7 protein-coding genes are annotated in these 20,196 nt (G+C 58.9%); 6 read left to right on the top strand and 1 reads right to left on the bottom strand.

The genetic code is table 11. From position 1 onward, the window contains the following. Positions 1–272 precede the first annotated feature (272 nt). Together Mal15_RS11570 and Mal15_RS11565 are read left to right on the top strand one after the other, a co-directional pair. Positions 273–9,695: a DUF1583 domain-containing protein gene (locus tag Mal15_RS11570; RefSeq protein WP_147867901.1), complete on the top strand. Its 9,423-nt coding sequence runs from the start codon at positions 273–275 to the stop codon at positions 9,693–9,695. Continuing rightward, complete coding sequence (locus tag Mal15_RS11565) at positions 9,692–10,873, top strand: DUF3592 domain-containing protein (protein WP_147867900.1); 1,182 nt, start codon at positions 9,692–9,694, stop codon at positions 10,871–10,873. Before Mal15_RS11570 ends, Mal15_RS11565 begins: the two co-directional genes overlap by 4 nt. A 95-nt stretch (positions 10,874–10,968) precedes the next feature. Here Mal15_RS11565 and Mal15_RS11560 read toward each other — a convergent pair whose 3' ends face one another. Continuing rightward, positions 10,969–12,366, bottom strand: coding sequence for a N,N-dimethylformamidase beta subunit family domain-containing protein (locus Mal15_RS11560; protein WP_199773849.1), 1,398 nt, complete (start codon positions 12,364–12,366; stop codon positions 10,969–10,971). A gap of 537 nt (positions 12,367–12,903) precedes the next feature. Here Mal15_RS11560 and Mal15_RS11555 point away from each other — a divergent pair. The 4 genes from Mal15_RS11555 to Mal15_RS11540 all read left to right on the top strand — a co-directional run bounded on the left by Mal15_RS11555 (position 12,904) and on the right by Mal15_RS11540 (position 20,109). Next, positions 12,904–13,935 (top strand): hypothetical protein, encoded by a 1,032-nt coding sequence (locus tag Mal15_RS11555; RefSeq protein WP_147867899.1) that lies wholly within the window; start codon positions 12,904–12,906, stop codon positions 13,933–13,935. A 109-nt stretch (positions 13,936–14,044) separates the two neighbouring features. Next, positions 14,045–15,088 (top strand): alkaline phosphatase D family protein, encoded by a 1,044-nt coding sequence (locus Mal15_RS11550; protein WP_147867898.1) that lies wholly within the window; start codon positions 14,045–14,047, stop codon positions 15,086–15,088. Positions 15,089–15,718: 630 nt separating this feature from the next. Continuing rightward, a complete protein-coding gene (locus Mal15_RS11545; RefSeq protein ID WP_167546741.1) occupies positions 15,719–18,628 on the top strand; it encodes a DUF1553 domain-containing protein in 2,910 nt (969 codons plus the stop codon). Between the two features lie 32 nt (positions 18,629–18,660). Beyond that, the gene (locus Mal15_RS11540) at positions 18,661–20,109 is read left to right on the top strand and encodes a DUF1501 domain-containing protein (protein ID WP_147867896.1); all 1,449 of its coding nucleotides are present in this window, start codon (positions 18,661–18,663) and stop codon (positions 20,107–20,109) included. Positions 20,110–20,196 lie beyond the last annotated feature (87 nt).

Raw genomic sequence — 20,196 nt, 5'->3', positions numbered from 1 at the left:
AAACTCGGTGTCCGGCAGCGAGCGAGTCGATGAGTCGTGATTAAAAATCGACAAACTGAATTGCCCCGCGACGACCAAAAGAGTGGTGAAAAGCTGTCCCGTGGAGTCATTATATCTGCCCAGCGTCGCGACGCCAAAGCGGGCCGAGACCGATGAATCTCTCTCCGCCCCCGCGACTCCGAGGTTCCGGAGTGTGTTAGCCTATAGCCCTTGAAGGTGGTCCCGCTGTGACGGGACGTCACAGTCCTGATGGAACGTTAAAAGGGGATCGTATGTCCGGTCGCACTGCCCGCAGCCATTTCAAACCGACGCTTGTGATTTGCTGTTTGCTGGCATTGGGTGCCTATCGCCCAGTGGCCTGTATGGCTCAGCCGACGCCGCTTTCGCCCGCCGAGGAGCGTGAGAAAATCACGGCGGCGAAGTTCTTGGAGGTGCTGCTTCGACGGCCCAACACCGGAACGGCCTTGGACCGTGTGTTTGGATACCACATCGGCGTCGGTGACATCGGCGAGGTGATTGATGAACTGACGAACAAGGCCCAAAACACCGCGGATACCGATGAATCGGGACGCCACTGGATGGTCGCCGGGTTGCTGCAGTTGCAACGCAGCGAAGACGCCGCGGCGATCGAGGCCTTGGCGGAAGCGGAAAAGAAACTGGGCGACAATCCGTTGGCAGCCTACTACCACGGCCAAGCGTTACTGTTGGTCGGACGAACGGAGGAGGCGGCCGCGGCGATGCAGCGAGCGATCGATTTAAAACCATCGCGACAAGATCACCTGAAAATCGCCGGACAACTCGGCCGTTTATACCAACGCGGCGGAAAGATCGATGACGCGATCCGGATATGGGAACAGCTGGAAAAAACTTTTCCAGGCGATGACGGTGTCCGCCAGCGGATCGCCCGCGTGATGATCGAAGAAGGCGACGTCGACGGCGCGTTGGCCCGTTACGAGGCCCTGGCCAAAGATGCTCGTTCGCCCAATGACCGAATCGTCTTTGCCATGCGCGCGGCCGATCTGCGCGCCCAATCGGGCGACCAAGCACAAGCCATCAGTGAATTCGAACTCCTGCTCAAGAAACTTCGACCGGGAAGTTATCTTTATGACGAAGCCCGGCGACGCATCGAGGCCACGTTTCTTTCCAGTGGCGACTACGCCGGTCTAGCGGAATACTATGAAGACTGGATCGAAAACCACCCCGAGGATCTGGGCGCGGTCATTCGTCTCGCTCGCACCCTGTCGATCCAAGGCCGTGGTCCCGAAGCGTTGTCCTGGTTCGAAAAAGCGATCCAGCTGGCACCGACCGATCCCGCACCGCGACTGGCATTGATCAACGCCTACGTCGCTGCCGAAGATTATTCCAAAGCGGCCAAACAATACGAGTCCTTGATCGAATTGGATCCGGGCAACCCGGATCATTTCGTGCGTTGGGGGCAGGTCTTATTGGACGATCCCGCGCAGCCCAACGCGGCACGGACCCAAGCGGCGGCGAAAATCTGGAAGCGATTGGCAGACGCCCGCTTGGACGATGCCGTCATTCAATCCCAGGTCGCGGATCTGTTGCGTGGCGCCGACCTGGTTGAAGATGCGATTTCGCAGTACCGAGCCGCTATCAAGCTGGCCCCGGACCAACCGCAATACAAGGAGTACCTGGGCGAGTACCTGCACCAACTCGATCGCCAGGACGAAGCGACCCAGGTTTGGCGTTCCTTGGTCGCCGGCGATCAACGCAATCGAAAAAACCTGGTTCGATTAGCCGAAGTCTTTCACCAATTCGACCGCTCCGACGAAGCGTTGACGGTCATGGCCGAGGCCTGTGAACTGGATCCTACGATCGAAGAACGGCTGAGGTATGCCGAATGGCTTCGCGAAGCCGATCTTTTCGATTCGGCACTGGAACAAATCGGTATGGCATCCACCGTGACGGAGAACATGGACGATCGCGGACGCGTCTTCGCCGCCGAAGTTAAAACGTACCAGGCCGCCGGCAAATTGGACCAACGGATCGAACAAGCGATCGAAGAAACGGCCGATGATGCGAGCGACGGGGAAGCGATGCGTCGGCTGGCAATCCTCTATAACGCCGCCGGTAAAGTTCCCGAAGCGCTCGACGCGATCGAAAAGTCGCTGAAACAATCACCGGGATCGATCGATGCCTTGGAAATCGCCGCGCGGATGTATGAAGATTCCGGGCGGCTTCCACTGGCGATCGAGAAGCGGCGTCGGCTGGCCGAAACGGATCCGCGATTCCGAAACGGTCACCTGCAAAAACTGTCCTCGTTGCATCTCCGCGTCGGCGCAACGGAACAAGCCGTCGCGGTCGGCAAAGAATTGTTGGCCGCATCGGCCGGTTCCATCGAAGCCTATCGGTTTTATGCCGATTTATGCGGAACCATCGGCCGGGTCGACCAACGTCTCGATACGCTGCGACGCTGCGCACGGTTGAACCCGCGCAGCAACGAGGCCCAGCGGATGCTCGCCAGCCAACTGGCCGAGGACTTCAAAACCGACCAGGCGATCGAACTGTACTGGAACATGCTCGATAGCGCCAATGATCTGGACGGCAAACGCGAGATCGTCACCACGCTGACGGACCTGTATTTAAGAACCAATCGCCTGGACCAATTGATCGATCGCTTGGAAATCCGTGGGCGTGAATCCGGCGATCGCCGCTCCACCGTCGATCTGATCGCGACGGTTCATCAACAGGCAGGCGACTTGGGCCTGGCCCGCCAAGCACTCGAAGGGCTGCTAAGTGAAGGCGGCCGGGACACCTTGCTGCTGGAACGTCTGGTCGCTCTGGCCGAACAGTCCGGCGAATACGACCAGGCGGTCGCGTTGCAACGAGAGCTGATGCGTTTGGCCCCCGATCGTAAGAACGAAGCCCGTCTCGCTTCGCTGTTGATCGACATCGGCGAAGTCGAAGAGGCCCAAACGTTGTGGTTCCGGATGGCCGAGTCAAACGCCGATCCCACCCAAGTGGCGCGCAATCTGAATCGCTTGTATGCGGCCGGCGAAGTCGAAACGGCGCTGAAGCTAGCCAAGGGGTTATTGGACCATCAAAGCGACGACTGGGAAACACGCCTGCGTTTGATGGTGTTGCAGGCCGACGAAGACGACTGGGAAGCGGCGGCGGAGACCGCGGACGACCTGATCGCAATGAGCGTTGATGACACCACCCTGCCCGAAGGCGGCAAACCCTATCAGCGAACGGTCCGCGTCAGCGGCGGCCAAACGTACACCCAGCCGCCCCTGCAGCTGATGCGACTGCAACAGATGTACGAGTTCTACCGAATCGTCGACGACCGCTACGGTTATCAGTCGACGATGTCGTTGCCCAAACCGATCGACTTCGGTCACGCCAAACTGATGGCACGCTATTGCCAGCTCAAACAGATGTCGACATCGGCCGCAAAACTCAAGCAGCACTTGGCCGACCTGGAAAAGACCGCGATGGCCGACGATGCTTCGGCCGATCAGGTTTGGGACTGGTACCAAACCACATCGCTGGCCGCAACGGTCCAGCAACAGTCCAGCATCAACCCCCAGGATCCCGCCGACTGGGCGCCGCTATGGCGATTGGCCGACGTGGATCAGGAGATCGGCGAGTCGCTGTTGGTCAGCATGTTCGCCAACCGCACACGCTATGCCGAACGTGGCGACATCGAACTGCAAAAACTGCCCGAGGAACGTCTCGCATGGGTCAAAGCGAAAGCCGATTCGGCGGAGAAATCTATCGCCGACCAGTACGGCCAGCGTGCCTCCTGGCCAATGATCTATGGATCCGAGTTGCGGATCGCCGGCAGCAAGGAAGAAGCGGACCGATACCTGCAAGCCCAGCTTGAAGCGGCCATCGCCGACCCCGAGTCGGTCGGCCTGTTGGTGGCAATCCAGCAAGCATCGGCCCATGGAACCGATGCGCAGCTGTGGCCATTGCTGCAGCGTGCCATCGAAGACAAAGAGGAACTGAAAGCGACTTTCGGGGCGTCTCCCTCGGCTCATTTCCTGACCTTGTTCACCGCCGAAAAGCGCGTCGCGGACGGGTTGTCCAAGGGAGCCTCCGACCCCGAGTATCGCACGCGGGTCATCGCCCTGATGGACAAGATGATCAAAGACGTCGCCCAGCAACCGCTCCAGCGACGCACCATCCGCTTGACGGGAATCGGCGGACCGCGAACCAGGGGCCGGGTCGTCGGCGGTCAATACATCCGAACCGAAATCGAATTCCCGCCCAGCGGACTCGGCCAAGACGACCCATTCGTCTTTGCCCAATACGGTGTCTGGGAACGCATGAAAGACCACACCGGCCAGTGGATCGAATCATTGCAGACGCCCGCGTCGGATGCGACTCAACCACGTGAGCGAATCATTCGTCGGCTCGCCGCCGCGGCACTGTTGTACTGGGACAAACAAACCGGCCAGGCGCTTGATCAGCTCAGCCAAGCGACGCAACTCGCCTCCAACGAGTTGCCGCAGATGGAGCCCGAGCTACGGTTGATGTCCGCCGATCTGCTGTTGCGTCTCGATCGCAAACGCGAAGCCCTGGATGCGATCGATACGTTGGCCGTTTATGACCAAAACACCATGGCCGTCCGCGAATTTGCCGCCGCACGGTTGGCCGCTGCGATCGGCGATCGGCAACGTGCCCAAACCGCCGCACGGCGATTGTTCGGCGTCCGGTTGAACACCGAGGCACAGATCGAATTGGCCAAGTTGATGCGTCAATTGGACATGCGCCAGCTCGCTGCGGATCTGGTCCGGCGTCTGCGCAGCCGGGGCGGCAGCAATACCGACCAATTGCAATCGCTGATGACGTATTTCGTCGCCCAAGGCGAACACGATCAGGCGGCCGAGGTCGCGATGGAACTGTTGCGGCGCAGCGTCCCATCGCGACGAACGACCAGCCGTTACACGACGACCAACCAAGTCCTACGCCGCAATGCCTTGCAAACGCTCTCGACGACCGGACGGTTGACGTCGCTGATCAAGGCGACCGAATCAAAACTTGAAAAGGCTCCCAAAAGCCAGCGGATCCGATCGGAGCTGGCCGAACTGTATGTCGCCGCCGGGAAAACGGAGAAATCGCAAGAGCTGCTCGGCCAGATGGAGATCAAGGACGTCAACAGCGCCCGCGCTCTCGAAGCCACCGCCGCACAACTGGTGACCGCCGGCCAAATGGATGAGGCCTGTGAAGCGTATCTAAAACTGCTCCGCCGCAAACAAGACATGTTCAACCAACAGTTTTATGACATCAAACGTCCCTTTGATGCCACGCAGCGGCTGGGCGATTTGGCGGACCTGATGATCGAAGTCGGGATCCAGAAATTCACCGACCACCGCGTCTCGGAGATCTGTGAAGACCTGATTCGCAACGAAAACGGTGTCGCCAAGGCACGGAAATTGTATTTGGCGATGTTGGATATCGCGCCGACGTCGACCAATTCGATGTATTCGATGAGCAACGTGATGGGGTCGGCCAGTAAGCTTCTGACCGATCGCGAAACCGTGTTGCGTACCGCCCGCTACTTGATCGAAGCATCAGAGAATGGAACCGGATGGAACACGTTGTTCAGCGGCTATTCCACCAGCAGCGATGGCCGGCACAACAACGTGACCACCTCCTTCGTCCGTCACGTCGCCGGCGACCAGGAAAACGTAACGGCGGTCGAAGAATTGTTGCGGGAGAAACTGAAGGAGAAAGATGACTGGCAGGAGGGCAAAGTCTGGCTCGCCTTGTTGTTGACGACGAACAAAGGATACGACGAAGCCAAACAATTGCTGGAGCCGTTGGTCAGCGGGGAACTCAGCCCGCAGCCGACGCACGACCTGCTCTGGCTGGTCGGCAGCTTGATCGACACGCATCCGCCGATGCAGGATCTGAGCGAGCGGATCTACGAATACGCGTTGGAGAACACGACCGATCGCTCGAACCGTGATTTTAAATACTCGCTGAAAGGCCGAGTCTGCAACTTCATGGCCGACATCGGCAACAACCAACGCGCCCGTGAGATGGCGCTCGAAGCGATCGAACAGGCAAAGAACAATCCGCAACAGAGTTTCAGCAATCCGGAATACGAAGCGTACCAACAAATTCAATCGACGATGGCCATGATGGAGTTCATGGCCAAAATCGATTACCCCACCGATGCCCTTCGCATCGCACGCGAGTTCGACACGACGCTGTTCGTTAAAGCAGGCCGCTATCAGTCGGGACGACAAGAACAATTCGAAAAGCAGCAGCAAGAACTCTTGGATCAAGTCCGCAAACTGGGCGGATTGGCCACCGTCCAGTCGATGATCAATCCCAAAACCGAAAGCCCCACCGCGGTCGATTTCGCGATCACACTGGGTGATCAGCCCTTTACCCAACACGCGGTTTCCTCGCTGTGGGTGGAGATGTTGCAAGACGCCGCCGGCGATCCGAAGAATGCAGGCGCGTTGGATGAATTCGCTGGGCAGATGCAATCGCTTGCCGAAGAACGTCCCGACGACGACTCGGCTGCGGCTGCCCACGCGATCGCGGCGGACGTCGTCGGCGATCACCAGCCGCTGAAGGATCTGATTCGGCGCTGGATGAGGCCGCGAACCGCAACCTCCCCCGAGGACGATGATGAATCCCCAAGCGATTCGAAGGTGATTGATCAGCGTCTGCGTGGACGATTGACCATGGTCCTGCTGCTTCTCGCCGACCAGAGCGTTCCCGGGGACACTGCGAATGGCGATCCGGTTGTGAGCTCCGATCTGAATTTCGATTCGATCACGGGAGTCAATCAAGTCGAACAAACCTGTTTGATCGCCGCACTGGGAAATCAGGCACTGGAACGGGCTGATAAAGAATCCACGCAACGGTTGTGGCAGCGTGCGGTCGATTTGGCGGCAAGCCAGTGGTTGCTGATCGACCTGTCGCACGCGGCGATCGAAGCCGGCCTGCCGGAACTTTCCGCGGCCGCTTTTTCCGCCGCCGTCCCCGCACCGGCGGGGGCGGTTCAGGTCAACCCGCCGACGGATCACTCCGCCAACTCCTTGGGGGAACTACTCAGCAACGCTCAGCCGCGACAAAGCTCGTCCTCCCGGTCGACGGTCAACGAACTGGACGCCGACGAGGTCCGGCTTGCGCGGCGGATTCTGGAATTGGATGAAGCGTGGCGGGTGAATCAGTTGTATACGAAGTTCGTGTTTGATCCGCTCGTCGCGCTGACATTGGGCCCCAGCGGATCGCGTCCGCGTCCGCTGTGCGCTCCCGTCGAGATCAAACCCGACGATCGGATCGTTATCCACAGCGTGTTCGACCGACTGGCTCGCCGGGCAAGCTGGTCCAAGCAGACCGACAAGCTGCTGTCGTTGGTCTCGGGCGACGATGCCCAATCACATCTGATGGCCGGGCTGGTGCTGCTGAACGACAAACGCGGCCAAGCGGCGCTGCCGCGGTACGAGGCAGTTGACCCAACCACGCTGAGCGCCTTGCCGAAAGAGTTGGTGATGCAATCGCTGCTGCTCGCGTTCCAGGATCCCCATTGCCGCCAACGTGCGATGGAATTGGGGCTTGCACTGGTTGACCAAAACCGTCCGAGCGAGCGATATGCCAACGTCACGCCCTACGAAACGTTCTCGCTTCATCTGGCCAAGCAGGGGCTTGAACATGGATTGAACGACGACTTGGTCGCAAAGGCCATCAACGACTATTTGGAATTGACCGCCCACGACAACGATCGCTATTCGGGCGTCAGCAGTCGTGTGACCCGGCGTCTGGGACAGTTGGACAAGGTTGCCCAGTTGTTGCTACCCAAAGGCCGAGTCGACGAGGCGTTGACCTACCTGGGGATGCGTCACGACGGTTTTTCGCAAGGCTTTGACCGCAGCAACGATTGGGTCGGCTCCTGGGCGTTGGAATCGATTCAGGGGATGTCCGACCGTAAGGCGGCCTACCAAAAGCTGGCTGACTGGACGTTTCAGGGTGATGGTTCGCTGCAAACGATTCGGGCGCTGGTTCGACGACAACGGCTGCCTACATGGATTCCCGAATCGGTCGGCGGGTATTACCCGCCTTTCCCTCCGGTTGCGGATGCATCGCTTCCGATCGCAACGAATTTCTATTCCCTGGCTCGTTTGGCCATGCAGATCGATGCCGGCGATGACTTGTTAGAACGATTGCGGAAAGCGCAAGCCGATGGCCGCAGCGGCGCCGACACCGCGCTGGCGATTTGTCTCTCGGCGATGAATCAGCCCGTCAATCCCCAGTTGCTTTCGAAAATTGTTCAGCACTTGGATGCGATCCAGCCAGCCGACGGAAAGCCGGCTTCACAGGCCCCTCTGGCCGAATTACAGCTCGCTTCAATTCTGGCGTCCGCACCCGAACACCACGCGTTTGCCAAAAAGGTGACACAGTCCCTGATGGACCACACCCACACGCAATCACGTGGCTACTTGATGCCATGGGTTGCGCGATTTGAACACAACCAAGGATGGGCCGAGACGTCCGAGCTGCGCTCGGGTGACGATTTGGCACATTGGATTCCGGCCACCCACGCCAGTGCCAAAGACTTTTCGGAAGGAAAAACGGCTCCGATTTGGGTGTCCGACGGTGAATCGCAAGTCCGTCATGTTTGCGGTTTCGGCAATGATTCCCTGTGGTTCCGCTACCCCTTGCAAGGTAACTTTGCCGTCGAAATGGAAATCCGCGACGGCGGCTATCGAGAAGCGGAATTGTTGTTCGATGGGCTGCAGTTCGCGCCGTTGGCCCACAACGGCAGCGTGTACGTCAAGTCTCAGAACACTACCGATTGGGTGCGGTTCTATTCAAAGGCCACCCGACAGAACCAATGGAATCACTGTAGCGTGACGCTGGATGAAAAAACGCTCAGCTTTCGCGTCAACGACCAATTGATCTACCGTGAACCACGCAAGGATCATTCGCCGTGGTTTGCCGTCCATCTGGCGGGTAACAAACGAACGTCGGTTCGGAACATCAAGATCAGCGGCACCCCCCAGATCCCAGGCGACGTGAACTTGATCCCCGGCGACACGCTGCGTGGTTGGTCCGGACAGTACTACGGCGTCGCGCTTCCGACCGCTGACGTGGATGCCCGCAAACAGGACAAGGACGGCAACGACCCTTCGCGCTATCGCACCGGCTCCAAACCTGAACAGATTCAAAACCTGGCCTGGACCGTGCAAGACGGTGAGTTAATCAGCGGCAAAATCAAGGCACAGAAATTCAACGGCCAAAACAGCATTCGTTATGAACGCCCGCTCGGGGACGGCGAAGTGCTCTCGTATGAGTTCTTCTACGAAGAGGGCAAAATGGAGGTGCATCCTTCCATTGGTCGAATCGCCTATGTGATGCGTCCGAGCGGATTGAAACTGCACTGGATGAGTGCCCCGAATACGGCGTGGAAGATCCCCAAGGGTTTCGAGGTACCCTTGCCCGGCGCTGACGCGAAACCGTTGCCGCTGAAAGCGGGCCAGTGGAATCGGGTAGAATTGGTTCGCGACGGATCCCGCATCCGGATCTCGCTGAACGGCGAAACCGTCTTTGACCAACAACCGCAATCTCGGCTCGGAGACATGGTGTTCGGTTTTTTCCACAACCGAGAACAGACGTCCGCGCGAATCCGAAATGTCCGGCTCAACGGCCCCTGGCCCACGGAGGTGCCCCAGCATCTGCTGACCTTTACTCGCACAGAGACCCAATGAGTTCGTCAACGGAATCACTGGCCGAATCGCTTTCGGAGTTGCTCGCCCGCAACGTCGCCGTTGATCACCAGGAGGCGTGCGAGCGGGACGGGCTGAATCTGATCATCGCCGACATCAGTTATCGATCCAGCGACCCCGATTCACGATCGACGCAGTGGATTCGCGAAACGGTGGCGGTGCCACAGGAACCGATCGATCTGCCCCAATTCGCGATGTTCCCTCACTTCAAAGGGATCATCGGAGCTGTCTTTTCCGCGATCGGGGGGATGAATGACGTGAACTTCGATGATTCACCCGAGTTCTCGGCCGACTACCTGCTGCACGCCTGGAATGAAAAAGCCGTCCGGGTATTGTTCACTCTGGAGATCCGCGACTATTTCGCCCAGCATCCGGGCTGGAGCATCCGAGGGGATCGGAATCACATCGCGATCTTCAATCACAATGCGGTGTGCAAGAGCGACGAAAGGGAGTCCTTCGTCAGCGATGCGGCCGAGATCTTTCGGCTGTTTCAATCGGGCGAGGCCGAATTGGATCGTCATCCGGAAATCACCCGAGAAACCCAAGTTCAAGACGCCATGGCGGCGGCCGAGAACATGGGAGGCATTGCGGGGCGGATCCTCCGCAAGGAACTGAACCGAATCGCGCTTTCCAGCGCTGAAGTGCAGTCGTTTCTCGCACAGCCGATTCCGCGGTTGGAAATTCCCAGCGGGTTGCAACGTCAAGTCATCGCGGACTTGAAAATGTTGATCGCGATGGGGGTTGTGTTTTGCATCGTCGGCGTCGTCGTTCCGGTGCTGTGTTTTGTGACACTGCAAGGCAACGACCGCCTGCTCGCGGTCCCCTTTGCGGGAACATTTTTACTGGCCGGAGGGCTGATGCTGTTCTTTTCCCTTCGACACGGGCGCCGCAAACACCGACTGTTGCGTCAGGGGACGCTTCATTCCGGACGCATCGAACGCGTCGAGCGGACCGACACGGAAGTCAACGGAAGACGCCGCTACGTGTTGCACTTGAGCGATGACTTTCGGGGCAAGTCACGCAAGTCGAAGGCGAATGTGTATGCGGGAATCGAGCGTGCGAAGTCGCTGGCCGAACAAGGCACGCCGGTTCGCATTCTGGTCGATCCCGAAGACGAGAACCATGCGTTGTGCGTCGACGCGCTGGTAATCAGCGAGTAACAATGCCAGCACGACGCGTTAGCGAGTGGCCCGCCGTTGCGCGGGATGTCACTACAGGCCGCTCGCTGACGCTTTCCGCTGGCATTTCTTGCGTTTTACTGTTTCAGCCGATCGAGCACATTCTTGGTGATTTGGATCACGGCTCGGTCGCCGCCACGCAGCCCGTGGGCCCAATCGGTCGTCCCGGCGGTCACCACCGTTCCACCGTTTTCGGACGTGTAGACGCCCAACACCGCCGCCCCGACGCGGTCGGTGGGAAAGCGGTCGTACCAGTAGCTGTCACCGGGCGCCCAACGAGCTTCACACGTTCCCAAAATCTGAAAGCTCTCCGGAGTGCCATCGGCGTGCGTGGGAACGGGAAGCCCATCGACCCACTTCATCTCGCATCCGTCACACTCGTATCCGACGATGCTGTCGTTTCCACCGAACGCGTCACCTCGCTTTAACCCCGTTCCGCGAAACAACCAATGGTCGGGACGATGAACGGTGAACGCCGCCGATCCGTCCATGAACTGACCGTGGCTTCGATGGTACCCGCCCCACAGAAATCCGACGCCGGTCAGTTCATTCTCCGGGCGTCCGACCAGATGATGGCTCCACGCGGTGCTCAGCAAACGGTGGTCCCCTGTCCGATACAACGGATCCATGTTCGGTGTCTGCTTCCAAGACGTTAGCGTTCGGCCCTCGTTACCGCTGCGCACCTGCCAACAGCAGGTATTCCCGCTAAAGAATGCGACATTGCCGCCGTCGCGGATGAACTGTTCCAAGGAATCACGCATCGGCGACGACCAGTATTCATCATGTCCGACGCTTAGCACCAAGCGGTAGTGCTTCAAGATCTCGGGGTGGAACTCCAGGTCACTGTTGACGGCATAGTCGATCGTGTAACCGTTCGTTTCGGCCCATCGCACAAAGGGCAGTTCCCAATTCCCGAATTGTGAATTGATCGGGCGGTCAAACGAGACCTGATGCCCCTGCAGACCGTCGCGGTCGTGGTAGCTGTACAGGCTGTGGCCGCCCCAATTGGTGTAGGCGTTGTAGGTGTTGGTTGACAATTGCAACAGGATGGTCGACTTCGATTGCGATTCACTCGATCGAACCACAAAAAACGCCGATCCTTTGGCGGGATCGTCCCCGCCGGTGCTGATCGCGACCTCGTAATAGCCGCTCCTCCATGCGTCAGGAATTGTGAACGTCCAAGCCGCGGGCCAGCCACATCCATCCGACGACGCGCGATCGGGAATCGGGTGTGCCGCACAAGTGATCCCAAGTTCACGATGGACCGTTTCTGTCTGGGCACCGACGCGCGAGATCGTCACTTCCACGTTCGGCTCGCTGGACGACAGGTGAAACGCGACCGTGTCCCCGGCGACGTAGCTGAGTTGATCGGTGTAACCGAACACGTAGGGAGCCGCAGGCGGCATCTGGTCCGCGTGACCTCGGTAGCCCACACCAAATACCATCATCGCCACAATGATCAATCGCAACGTCATCTTGACCCTCTGAGAAAACCGTCATGAAAGGAAGCTTGTCCAGCCCAGTGTACTGCGGTTTGGCAACCACGGTTGACGCTTGGACGAAGTCCCCTGAATCATCGCCGTGTGAAAGAAAACGACGCACCGATGGCAAAGCATATCCACAGCTCCCCCCCTTCAATCTGCCTTCTCCCTCCGCACGGGATCGGCGCACGGGCCGCTCGCTGACGCTTCCCGCTGGCAGTTCTCTCGCATCGTTTTGCCCCCATCGTTTTGCCCCGAATCATTCTGCCTTCTCTCCGCTGCATGGGATCGGCGCACCGGCCGCTCGCTGACGCTTCCCGCTGGCAGTTCTCTCGCATCGTTTTGCCCCGAATCATTCTGCAAGGTCCGATTCCTGGAACGGATCCCCGATGGAACTCCCGGCTCTTCACCGTAGATTCACATTGCCGAAGCGATAGTTTCACATGCGTCGACCATGATATCGGGTTGTTGTGCAGACGATCCTTACGCGTGAGTTGACAGATGTTGGCGTTGAAGAATGGAATGGGTCAGGTGTCGAGCGCCTACCGGCAAGCGTCCCGGTACGTCCGTAAGGAGCTGTCGGGAAACCTGAAGCGATACGTTCCCATCACGATCGAAAACCGAATCATCGACCGATCCTACGAAATGCTGGGCGAGACGCAATTGCTGGCGGCGACAAAAAATGGTCTCTATTTGATTCGCTCCGACGCCGTCATTCGCTTGCTTCGCGGCCAGTTTTATGGCATCACGCGTTTGGCGTCGAAGTGGTTCGTCTTTGAAAGATTGTCCAGTACGAATGGCCGAATCATTGAGTTCCGTGTCACGGAACGCGGAATCGGCAAAGCAAAACAACGACGTGGCGACCTGGACCCAGGGTGTCATCAGATCGACATGATTCACGGGGGGCTTCTTGTCGCCGACACCTACAACAATCGGCTCATTTCGTACGACCCTTCCAGCAACAAGTTGGACGAACTTTCCAGGTCTTACCCTCCCGGCTCCCTCAATGAGGGTCGAAATTCGCCGAATTACGCGCATCTAAACTCGATTTGGTCCGATGGCATCCACACTCTGGCGATGTTTCACAATGAGTCGACAAAGACCGGACGTTGCAGCGAAATAGCATCGCTGAATGATGACTTTCAAGTGGTCAAACGGATTTCGACGACGGCAGGTCATGCACACAACATCATGCTTTACCAAGACGAATTCCTCTATTGTGATTCGAAAGCGGGAACGCTCGTCCATGGCGATAGAGAGGTGCACCGCTGCCATTATCTGACCCGCGGACTGTCGGTGACCCCCGATCGGATCTTTGTGGGGCATTCGCAATATGGGAAACGTGAAGACCGAGAATCACTGAAAGGCGGGATCGCCGTGTTGGACGGTGAATTCTGCGATCTTGGAACGATCCCCTTGCCTGGGATGGTCCAGGAGATCCGCGCGGTCAACACCATCGATCTCGGACTAAGCTATTATGCGACCAAAGAACGACTCCGACGGCCATTGTTGAACTGCCCGAACTGCAATCTTGCATTCGCTGAAAGTGCGGTGGCATCATAGTCGACGTGGTTGGAATCGCGGGGATTCCACCCTGCGATCGTGATCGCAGAATCGGGTACATTAGGACGCCATTCCTGATTCGTTCCCTTTCTCTCTGCTTTGCCACCTCATGTGGAACACACGCCTCGCAACACTTCTGGCCATCGTCCCGGCGCTAGTGCTAGCCGTTGTCGCAAGATCCGAAGAGGCGACGCCGATCACCCGCGTCGTGTTTGGATCGTGCATCAAGCAAGAACAACCTGCACCGATCTTCAACGCCATGGCGGCCGAGGACGCGGACGTTGTTCTGTTCACCGGGGATAATATTTACGCCGACACCGATGACATGCGCGTGATGCATGACAAGTATCAAACGCTGTCGCAAATGCCCGGCTTTTCGTCTCTGATTGATTCAGCCAGCGTCCTGGCGACCTGGGACGATCACGATTTTGGTGTCAACGATGGCGGCGCGGCGTTTCCCAAACGCGCCGAGTCGCAGAAACAGTTCCTCGATTTCTGGGGTGTTTCCGAACAGTCACCCCGTCGAAATCGTGAAGGCGTCTACCACGCGGAAACCTTCGGCACGGAGGGGCAGCGATTGCAAGTCATCCTGCTGGACACGCGTTACTTTCGTTCGCCGCTGAAGACCGGCGCGCGTCGCGTCGGCGGTCCTTATTACCCGGATGGCGACGCCAGCAAGACGATGCTCGGGGCTGACCAGTGGCAATGGCTCGAAGAACAACTTCGCCGGCCCGCTGAAATCCGGTTGATCGTTTCCAGCATTCAATTCATCGCCCAGGACGCCGGCCAAGAATGTTGGGCGAATCTGCCGCTCGAACGAGCCCGCATGCTAAACCTGATCCGCGAAACCAAAGCCAAGGGTGTCGTCTTCATCAGCGGCGATCGCCACTGGTCGGAGATCTCGGCCCTCCGCGATCAATCGGCATATCCGATCCACGACATCACCTGCAGCAGTCTGAATCAGCTGCACAAGCGGGGGACGCCCACCGAAAATCGCCACCGGATTAGCGACACGACCTACCACCGCGAGAACTATGGACGGTTGACGATCAACTGGGAATCGGAGGATCCGAAGTTGGCGTTTCAGATCTGCGACATCAATGGAAAACCTGTCATCGAACTGCCGCTGCACCTGTCCGGTCTGTCCAAATAGATCGCTCATTGCCCGCTGCCAGTTTTCCTGCCTCCGAAATCTTCCTACCTTTCTACGCTGACACCGTTCCCGGTCACGCTTATGGGAATCGGGGGAGGGAAGGCAAAGCGATGCGAGAGAAATGCCAGCGGGAAGCGTCAGCGAGCGGCCTGTGCCGGAATCCGTGCGATGGGGAAGGGGCAAAACGATGGAGGCAGAATGATGGGGGGGTAGGCTGGGCGGAGCAGAGGGTTGCCATTCGTGTACGTTTTCGCGCGCGGAATGTTGACGGTTTCGATTCCGCTTCGAACTCTCTTCCGATCAGCCGCCCGGGGCCATTGCATCATCATTCTGCCCCGTATCATTCTGCCATCCCTCTCTTCATCCTCACTGAGGTGGTCGCGAATTTCCGACGTGTTTTGTTGAACACTCGCCTAGCCGTCAGATCTGACATACAATGGGTACCGGATCCGACAGACGCAACCACACCGGTACGTCTGCGCCCCCCCCCGCCAACCCCATTTGCGTCAGAGCCGGCTGAGATTCTGACGTCCTGGTCCCGCCTGCCCCGCCAAAATAGAGATGCCTCACGTGTATTCTCGTCGTTCGGCCTGTGAATCGTCGAAAGTCGTCGCTGGTCTCCGAAGCCCGTTGCCGCGCCGCGTTGTCTTGTCGGCGGTCGCGTTGTTTGCCGCGACCTGTATCGCCGTCGCCGCGTCGCCGAGCCACGCGAATGAACCTGAGTCGTCCGAGCAAGAGAAGTTTTTTGAAAACTCAGTGCGTCCCTTGTTGGTGCAGCATTGCGTCGAGTGTCACGGTCCGGATGACCAGTCGGGCGAATTGCGTTTGGATCGGCAAGTCCATTTTCAACGCGGCGGGGGCAGTGGGCCGGTCGTCGTGGCCGGTGACCCAGACGCAAGTCGGCTGATCCGGGCGATCGGATACCAAGACAACGCACTGCAAATGCCGCCGGACAGCAAATTGCCCGACGAAGCGATCGACGTCTTGTCGCAATGGGTTCGCGAGGGAGCGTATTGGCCGGCCGAGACGACACCATCGCCCGAACCGTCGGCCGTGATGACGCCGGCCGAGCAAATCGAAGACCAACGCCAATCGCATTGGGCCTATCAACCGATCACGGCCAAAGAACCGCCGTCGCTTGACGAGTTGTCGAAGCGCGTCCCCGCGGACCAATTCGCATCCTGGGGCGGCACCGCCATGACGCAAATCGACCGCTTTGTGCTCGCCCGGATGGCCGAAGCCGACGTGCCGCCCAACCCACGGGCCGATCGTCGCACGCTGATCCATCGTGCCTATTACACGTTGCTCGGTTTGCCGCCGACGTATGAGCAAGTCCAAGCCTTTGTGCAAGATGACGCTCCCGACGCTTTCGCCAAACTGGTCGATCGACTGTTGGAAAGCCCGCACTACGGAGAACGCTGGGCACGGCACTGGCTGGACATCGCACGCTACGGCGACACCAAAGGCTATTTGCCCGGAAACCAAGAAACGCGATACCCCTATGCGTTCACGTATCGAGACTACGTGATCGATGCGTTCAACGACGACAAGCCGTTTGACCAATTCATCGTCGAGCAACTTGCCGCCGACCAACTGGGTGTGGACGGCGAGGACCGAACAGCGCTGGCCGCCATGGGTTTTTTGACCGTCGGCAGGCGTTTCATGAATCGCCAGCACGACATCATTGACGACCAAATCGATGTCGTCACACGCGGATTTTTGGGGATGAGTGTGGCTTGCGCCCGATGCCACGATCACAAATACGATGCGATCCCGACGGCCGACTACTATTCGCTGTACGGCGTGTTCGCCAGCTCGGAAGAACCGGGCACCCTGCCGCTGCTCGGCGAACCGAAACCGTCACCCGAGTACGACGCCTTCCTGAAAGCAAAAGCGGAGAAGCAAAAGGAGGTCGACGATTGGGTCGAGGAGCGTCGGCAAGCCATCGAAAACGAACTGCGAACACGGGTCGCTGACTATCTGGTCTACATCGCCAAGTCGCTGCCCCAATACAGCGATGGTAAGGTGCCTCCCCAAGGAAAACGAGGTGCGTTGCGATTGCCTGCCGCACGGCGTTGGCAACAATACCTGGTCAATCCCGCCGAATCTCCCCATCCCGTTTGGAGTCTGCTTCGCCAATTGGCCGCACTGCCGCCGGAAGAGTTCGCCGAAAAGTCCGGTGCGATCTACGATCAGGCCGCCACTGATGCCGATGCGGCAGCAGAGAACGAAACGGCGGACGCGATTCCCCAGCGTTTGCTCGATGCGTTGAAGCAGGCGCAACCACAATCGCTACCCGAGGCGGCGCAGGTCTTCGGCGACGTCCTGGAAGCGGTCCATGCCCAGTGGAGCGAAGCTCGCAAGGCCGACGAAACACTGGAACGTTTGCCGAATGCGGAGGACGAAGCACTGCGGATGGTCTTATGGACCGCCGACGCACCGACTTCGCTGGACACCGCCCAAGCGGTCGCCCATTTGGATCAGGCCGAACGCGGCAGACACAATCAATTGATCAACGGCGTCAATGGAGTTAGCGTCACCCATCCGGGGGCGCCCCCGCGCGGGATGGTGTTGGTCGACAAGGCCAAAGCGGTCGAGCCGGTGATCTTTCGACGTGGTGTACCGGGAAATCGCGGTGACCGCGTACCGCGACGGTTCCTACAAGTCTTGTCGCACGTCGACGGAGGCCAACCCTTTCAAAACGGCAGCGGCCGTTTGGAATTGGCCCGCGCCATCGCCGACGTCGACAACCCCCTGACACCGCGAGTGATCGTCAACCGCGTGTGGCAACACCAGTTCGGTGACGGGCTGGTGCGAACGGCCAGTGACTTCGGCATTCGCGGCGAACTGCCGACGCATCCAGAATTGTTAGATCATCTGGCCGCGAAATTCGTCGCCGATGGTTGGTCCATCAAACAGCTGCAACGGCAAATCATGCTGTCGGCGACCTGGCAACAGTCCAGCCGAACGCGGGCCGAGGCGATGGAGCAAGATCCAGAGAATCGTTTGTTGTGGCACATGCCGCGGCGCAGAATGGACTTCGAACCGTTCCGCGACCGCTTGTTGTTCGCCTCCGGACGCCTGGACGATTCCGTCGGCGGTCGGTCGGTCATGATCCACCAGGATGCGACCCGCCGTGCCCTGTACGCCTACATCGACCGAGAAGATCTGCCTGGGCTGCTGGCCAGTTTTGACCTTCCCAGTCCCGATGCCAGCCAAGCCAAACGCGCCAAAACCACAGTTCCCCAACAAGCCCTGTTCCTGATGAATTCTGGATTTGTCATCGAACAGGCCAAGGCGTTGGCGGCGCGAAGTGGTTCCGATGTGGACGATGAAGCACGGCCGCGGATCGTCCGCTTGTACCGATTCGCTTTGGCGCGCGACCCGGAAAATGCGGAAATCGAAGCGGCGCTCGACTTTGTCACCCAGCGTCCCGGAAGCCAACAGCCGGACAGCCAACAGCCGGACAGCACGCTCGACCCTTGGGTTCAGCTCTCCCAAGTGCTGCTGTTGAGCAATGAATTTGCCTTTGTCGATTAAGTCATCCAGCCGAGATAGTGCAAAATAGAACCATGTCAAATCCCGTTTCCGCTCTCAACCGATGCCCCACCACCCGTCGTGAATTCCTGCGTCGCAGCGGGATCGGACTCGGGACGCTGGGATTGGCCGGTGTGATGGCCGACGACAGCTCACGCCGGCTTTTGGCCGCCGGTGCGACCAACCCGATGTCGCCCAAAACGCCGCACTTTGCCCCCAAGGCGAAGGCGGTGATTCATTTGTTCCTGAACGGCGGACCGTCGCAAGTCGATACGTTCGACCCCAAACCGGCACTGGATCAATACCACGGCAAATCAATCCCGCTGGATCTGCGCACCGAACGCGAAACCGGCGCGGCCTATCGGTCGCCGTTCAAATTCGAAAAGTACGGCCAAAGCGGCATCGAAGTCAGCGAGCTGTTTTCCCACGTGGGCGAAATGATCGATGACGTCTGTGTCGTCCGGTCCATGCATGCCGATGTTCCCAATCATGAACCGTCGCTGATGCTGATGAACTGCGGCAACGGCCAACTGGTCCGCCCCTCGGTCGGATCCTGGGTGACGTATGGGCTGGGGAGTGAAAACCAGAATCTCCCCGGCTTCATCGCGATGTGCCCTAGCGGTTACCCGATCAAGGGAGCCGAAAACTGGCAAGCCGGTTTCCTGCCCGGCGCCTACCAAGGGACCTACATCGACAGCAAACATCAAGAAATCGAAAAGCTGATCGCCAACATCCGCAACGCCGCCGGGCTGCCTCGTGATGAACAACGGCGTCAATTAGATCTATTGCAAACGTTGAATCGCCGGCACCAGCAAGCGCGCCAACAGGACGCGGAACTGGAATCGCGGGTACAGAGTTTCGAACTCGCCTATCGGATGCAAATCGAGGCGACCGACGCGTTCGACATCAGCCGCGAACCACAATCGATTCGTGAGATGTACGGCGATTCGGTCCAAGCCAGACAGATCTTGATCGCCCGTCGGTTGGTCGAACGCGGTGTGCGATACATCCAGCTTTGGCATGGCGCGGGCCAACCGTGGGACAGCCATGACAAGATCGAAGACAACCATCGCCGGCTCGCCGGCGAGTGCTCGCAAGCGATCGGTGCGTTGCTGAAAGACTTGAAACAACGCTCGCTGTTGCAGGACACGCTGGTGATCTGGGGCGGTGAATTCGGGCGCACGCCGACGGTCGAGCTGCCCAAGCCGGGAGCCAATGCCGGCACCAACAGCGGTCGCGATCACAACCATTACGGATTCACAATGTGGATGGCCGGCGGCGGTGTGAAGGGGGGCCATGTGCACGGGGCGACCGATGAATTCGGTTTCCAGGCAGTGGAGGACCGCGTGCATGTGCATGACTTGCACGCCACGATCATGCACCTGCTGGGATTCGACCACGAACGATTGACCTACCGCTATGCCGGCCGCGATTTTCGCCTGACCGACGTCCACGGCAATGTGGTCCACGACATCATCGCGTAACGCAGTGGGATAGGCTTCCAGCCTGTCATTCCACTTTCGCACCGATGCCAGCCCGACGCGTAAGCGAGGGGCGCGCCGCGACGGTTC

The sequence above is a fragment of the Stieleria maiorica genome, from assembly GCF_008035925.1.
Taxonomy (GTDB): domain Bacteria; phylum Planctomycetota; class Planctomycetia; order Pirellulales; family Pirellulaceae; genus Stieleria; species Stieleria maiorica.
This window is presented reverse-complemented; position numbering and strand designations above follow the sequence as displayed.

Excerpts from the sequence above, each read along its gene's own strand:
- Mal15_RS11560 (WP_199773849.1), bottom strand. The coding sequence starts at position 12,366 with ATGACGTTGCGATTGATCATTGTGGCGATGATGGTATTTGGTGTGGGC.
- Mal15_RS11540 (WP_147867896.1), top strand. The coding sequence starts at position 18,661 with ATGTCAAATCCCGTTTCCGCTCTCAACCGATGCCCCACCACCCGTCGT.
- Mal15_RS11570 (WP_147867901.1), top strand. The coding sequence starts at position 273 with ATGTCCGGTCGCACTGCCCGCAGCCATTTCAAACCGACGCTTGTGATT.
- Mal15_RS11550 (WP_147867898.1), top strand. The coding sequence starts at position 14,045 with ATGTGGAACACACGCCTCGCAACACTTCTGGCCATCGTCCCGGCGCTA.
- Mal15_RS11565 (WP_147867900.1), top strand. The coding sequence starts at position 9,692 with ATGAGTTCGTCAACGGAATCACTGGCCGAATCGCTTTCGGAGTTGCTC.